We start from the raw sequence: 5,048 nt of genomic DNA on the forward strand, positions 1-5,048 counted from the left end.
TAGTTAGCCTCGATGTTTCGCCGGGCCTTCGGCCCGGCGTGATCGGGTTCGGATTGGTTTCTGGTCGCTGATCGGCGACTGGTGGGCAACACGGGGTAGCCGTTCAGCGGATGACTGCCGGGTTCCACGGGCCCGGATGAAGGTCCTTTCAGTGGTCCCTACCTTTGTTCGTGGGCAGTTCGGGCCAGTCGTAGGGTCCTGGTTGCCCAGAGGTGCCGGGTGTGGCTTTCAGTGGTCTGCTGTTGGTGTGGCTCCTTACGATCGGCCGCCCGGCACCTCCTCGACGACTCGGCTGCTGATACGAAAATCAACGAACGTGCGATGGGCTGTTTCCGGTGTTCATGTGGCTCCAAGGGGTTGAGGGTGACCTGGTAGCCGAGGTGGTTGAGCTGGCCGATCAGCCGCCGGGTGGCGGTGGTCTTGGCGGTGCGGTCGAGGAAGTAGGTGCCGCCGAGTTCGCGGTAGCCGACATCGTCGGTGAACATGTGCCAGACCGCGATGAGTATCGAATGTTGTAGCGCGACAAGGGCTCGGCGTCGTCCTCGACGGACCAGTAGGCGTCGGTAGCGGGCGGCGAGGTAGGTGTCCTTGCCGCGTGCGGCGGAGATCGCGGCCTGCCCGAGCACACCCTTGAGCCAGGGATCGCCGGGCCGGGGTGGTTCCCGAGGTGCTCTTGCCCGCGGATTCGTGGTTGCCGGGGCAGATCCCGGCCCAGGACGCCAAGTGCCCGGCGCTGGGGAACTGGGTGATGTCGGCACCGATCTCGGCGAGGATCACCTCGGCGGTCGTTGGGCTGACACCGGGGATGGTGGCCAGCAGCTCGATCTGGCGGCGGTAGGGTGCGATCAACTGATCGATCCGCGCGGTGAGCCGGTTCTGCATCGCGGTCGCGGTGTCGATGCGGTCGAGCATGGCCCGGGCCAGGAAACCGTGGTGGTCGTCGAACCGTCCGGTCAACGCCTCGATCAGGGCGGAATGCTTGCCCCGCAACCGCCCCAGCGCCAGCTCGGCCAACGCCCGCGGATCGCGCTGCCCGCCGATCAACGCCTCCAGCATGGCCCGCCCGGACTTGCCCAATACGTCGGAGACCACCGAGGTGAGCTTGATCCCGGCGTCCTCGAGCAGGTTGTGCAGCCGCTGCGCCTCCCGCGTGCGTTCGCGAACCACCTCGGTACGGTTGCGAGTGACGTCCCGCAGCTGCCGGATCGGCGGTGGCGGAACGAAACTCGGCCGCACCAGGCCGTGCTCGATCAGCTTGGCGATCCACTCGGCGTCCTTCACATCCGTCTTGCGGCCGGGCACGGCCTTCATGTGCGCGGCGTTGAGCAGCCAGCAGGTGATCTGCGACTCGAGCAGGTAGAACACCGGCTTCCAATACGAGCCGGTGGCCTCCATCCCGACCACCGTCACGCCTTGTTCGACCAGCGAGTCCCGCATGGCCAGCAGATCCCGCGTCATCGCCGAGAACGTGCGGACCTCGCTGCGGCGCCGCCCGTTGCGTGATGGCGTGCGGACACACACCTTCACATCCGCTTTGCTGATATCGATGCCCGCGCATCGCTCGTGCAGGACATCCGTCACCGACCACCCGGCCCTTCCGTTCGTATCCACTGCAGGCGTGGCCGCCTCGGTAGGGACGGGAAAGGCGAAAGAGTCTGATATTCGTGCTCGAAGCAACACTTCCAGGTGCCTGTCGAACGTCCCCGCGTCCTGCTGATTGCCGGGCTCGAACGCGCCAAGTGGCCACGACGTCGACCAAGGCGACCACCAGCAGATTTTCCCGTCCTCCAGGCGCGACCCACCAGGGTCGCCGCGATGCTGATTGAGAATTGCGAACCGTCGCTGCGTAGGGACTGGCCAGCGAAGTCGTCTGCGGGACACCGTGTTCAGCGAACAGAGGAGACGACGTTGGAACGTGCTCGGGCCGGGATGGACATCGGCGAGGAGCACCATCATGTAGTGGTTATCGACGCCGACGGCGCACGGCTGCTGTCGCGGCGAGTCCGCAGCGACGAGACCGCGCTGCTGGAGTTGATCGGACAAGTCGCCGAGCTCGCCGATGAGGTGCACTGGGCGATGGACCTGGTCACTTCCGAATCGGCGTTGCTGCTGACCTTGTTGTCCGCGCATCAGCAACGGGTGTTCTACATCAGCGGCAGCCAGGTCAACAGCGCCGCCGGCAGCTACCGCGGCGCGGGCAAGACCGATACCAAGGACGCCGCGATCATCGCCGACCAGGCCCGCATGCGGCGCGACTTGACCCCGCTGCGTGTCGACGACGAGCTCATCGTCGAGCTGCGGATGCTGCTGGCCCGTCGTCGTGATCTGGCCGGTGACCGCGTCCGGCTGGTGAATCGCCTGCACCAGCAGTTGCTGGGCATCAGCCCTGCGCTGGAACGTGCCCTGGACCTGATTACCAAGGGGCCGCTGGTGCTGCTCACCGGCTATCAGACGCCCGAGGCGCAACCTGCACCGGCCGCGGCGATACCACCGCGGGCTGCAGCACGCCCTCTACACCTCGGCGCTGATCAGCATCCGATGCAACGAGCGATCGCGAATCTTCCACGACCGCAAGAGATCCGAGGGGAAACGGCATACCCAGGCCGTTCTCGCCCTCGCCCGCAGGCGAGTCAACGTCTTGTGGGCGCTGCTGCGTGACAACCGCTGCTACGCGCCGTCTCCACCCGAACCGATCGTCGCCGCTGCCTGAAAACAGGCTGCCGAACCGGCGAAGGCTTGACAAGTCTATTGAGAATCGTAGGGGCGGGTTGGTGCTGGTCATCCGGGTTGCAGGCGGTCCAGGGCGGTCAGTAGCAGGCCGGTGCTGCGGTGATGCCGGGATAAGCGAAGGTGGACGCGGCGGGCGTGGTGCGCGAGCCGGGCTGGGATCGAGAATAGTTGCAGGCGCAGGGTTTTCGGTTCCCAGCGGCGGGCGGGGTGGTGGTGCAGGCCGAGGGTTTGCAGCCAGGCGGTCAGGTCCAGGGCGAGCGCGACGATCGCGACCCAGATCCGGTTGGCGTCGAAGCCTTTGAACGGCAGGTTGCGCAGGCCGGTGTCTTTCGCGCAGCGGATGCGGTCTTCGCTGCGGGCGCGACGGCGGTGACGTAGTTCCAGGTCGGGGATCTGGCCGCGGCGGGTGTTGGTGACGAACGCGGTCAACCGCAGGCCGTCGACGTCGGTGAACCGCCACTGAGCGGCGGGATGCGGCCTCTCCTTCCGGACGATCAGGCGCATGTCGGCGGGCCATCCGGTCAGATCGAGCATGCCGGTGAGCTCGGCGACCCAAGCTCCGTCACGCACGTCGCCGTCGGCGTCGTAGGCCGGGGTCCATACCTGTTTTCGGGAGGGCGTTGACCGCCTCGACGATGGTGTCGGTCAGGGTGAACCCCAGTGAGTATTGGAGTCTGCGGGCGGCGCAGTAGTCGACGAAGTCGTGGGTGCCGCCACCGGAATCCCTGCGCACCAGAACTTTCCGGCCGACTCGGTAGCCGGGCTGCCAGGGGCAGCTGCGCGATCGCGGCGGCGAGAACCTTCTTGTAGTCGGCGGCGGTGTTGGCGCCGGCGTTGCCCGGACGTAGCAGCTCGGCGACCGGTTCACCGGTGCCGTCCGGGCCGTGGTCAACAAACGCCCCCAACGAGTGAAAACCGAAGCCACGCTTGAACCAGGACCGCCAGTTCCTTCTCCGAATATGCGTAGATCAGCGTGGCATCGAGATCGATCAGCAGCGGATACTCGGCATCGATACCGTGATCTCGTGCGTGTTCGACAGCCAGCGCCCACGCGTGGCCGCGTGTATCATCCCACGCAGAAGCGATGGCGGACAAGGCTTTCGGCGCATCGATGGCCAGGACTGCGACCAGACGCGACACGGTCGGATCCGACGCGACGCCGCCAGCTCCAGTACGATCTTGCCTGGGTCGTGTGTCGCGAGAGACTTACGCCACAGCGCCAACACCTTCGACAAGCCCTTGACCAGGCCGATCCGCTCAGCGGTCCGCAACAGCAGCACCGCCCCGGCCTGCGACACGACACCCGAACCATCACCGTCCACGGCCAACGCCGGATACGGCGAGATAAACTTCCGCACCAGAAGGGTGCTCCTCACTCATCGCTGCATCGGCGACCACCACAGCAGGACTCCACAGTCCCGCTGCGGCATCGGCCAGTTGCCAGTGGATCAACCGATCCGCCGGATCGAGGTCAATCATCCCTATCACCTTCCATGCGCCAGGTGCGACAGATCGCAGGCGAATCGAACCCACGCAGGTCTATTTGGCGGGCGCGGTTGTTGGCCGGTTGATGGTGGTGAAGTACCGCACGGCGGCCCCGATCGCAACCGGGGCAGTGACCAACAGTTGACCGGCAACGGTGCCGAGTGCGCCGACGGCGATTATGCCGCCGAGACGACCGACTGCGGCAACCGGGATGAAGGCGCCGAACAGGCCGACGATAGCTGCCGCGGCGACCGTGGCACCCGCAATACCACCCAAGATGCAGCCAACCGCCGCGCCGCCGAGACCTCCCACGAGGGCGCCGATGGTGGCGCCCATGGTGATGGTGGACGTCATTCTAGTCCATGCTGCCTGTTCGCGATCGCATTCGGTTTTCCAGGGCGCTTGGTTCTCAAACAGCAGCGCCACGGGGCGGTATTGGGCATGCTGGAGGTCGAAGACCGGAGTCAATTGTTGCGGTGCGTTCAGTGACCTGCGCGGCGATCGGGAAGACGGAGTCGTCGACGCGGAACGACAGTTCCGTTCCAGCGAGTACGGTACCGTTCCCAGCCTTTATCTTTAATCTGCCGCCTTCTGCCGCGATTGACCCACTGGCGGCGCGGACGACGGTAGACTCGGAATACATGGTTGCCGTTTAGTTGACCATATCAACATTGCAGCCAGGGGCGGCGAAGACCGGAGCCGCGGCGACACGTACTGCCGTAATGCATAACACGGATGCTAGAGCAATTTTCCTCATCGAACTTTTCTTCTTGACCATACTCGGAGATTTAATCTTCGCGCATACTGACATGGCCTGTTTCCGACAGATTAGC

Annotated in this window: 1 protein-coding gene and 4 pseudogenes; 1 reads left to right on the top strand and 4 read right to left on the bottom strand. The window is 65.2% G+C overall.

Annotated elements, in window-relative coordinates:
• Nucleotides 1–347 precede the first annotated feature (347 nt).
• Nucleotides 348–1,581: pseudogene (locus tag NA4_RS37145) on the bottom strand (IS110 family RNA-guided transposase); the annotation flags it as partial.
• A gap of 348 nt (nucleotides 1,582–1,929) precedes the next feature.
• Here NA4_RS37145 and NA4_RS43950 point away from each other — a divergent pair.
• A pseudogene (locus tag NA4_RS43950) lies at nucleotides 1,930–2,710 on the top strand (IS110 family transposase).
• A gap of 68 nt (nucleotides 2,711–2,778) precedes the next feature.
• Here NA4_RS43950 and NA4_RS37155 read toward each other — a convergent pair.
• The 3 genes and pseudogenes from NA4_RS37155 to NA4_RS37160 all read right to left on the bottom strand — a co-directional run bounded on the left by NA4_RS37155 (nucleotide 2,779) and on the right by NA4_RS37160 (nucleotide 4,858).
• Nucleotides 2,779–4,088: pseudogene (locus NA4_RS37155) on the bottom strand (IS1380 family transposase).
• Nucleotides 4,042–4,209, bottom strand: a complete 168-nt coding sequence (locus NA4_RS41835; protein ID WP_169811211.1) for a hypothetical protein — start codon at nucleotides 4,207–4,209, stop codon at nucleotides 4,042–4,044. Before NA4_RS41835 ends, NA4_RS37155 begins: the two are co-directional and overlap by 47 nt.
• Before the next feature lie 60 nt (nucleotides 4,210–4,269).
• A pseudogene (locus NA4_RS37160) lies at nucleotides 4,270–4,858 on the bottom strand (DUF8020 domain-containing protein).
• Nucleotides 4,859–5,048 lie beyond the last annotated feature (190 nt).

Origin of the sequence: Nocardia amamiensis NBRC 102102, from assembly GCF_001612745.1 — a bacterium.
Lineage (GTDB): Bacteria > Actinomycetota > Actinomycetes > Mycobacteriales > Mycobacteriaceae > Nocardia > Nocardia amamiensis.

Coding starts and splice junctions, on each gene's coding strand:
- NA4_RS41835 (WP_169811211.1), bottom strand. CDS start 4,209: ATGATTGACCTCGATCCGGCGGATCGGTTGATCCACTGGCAACTGGCC.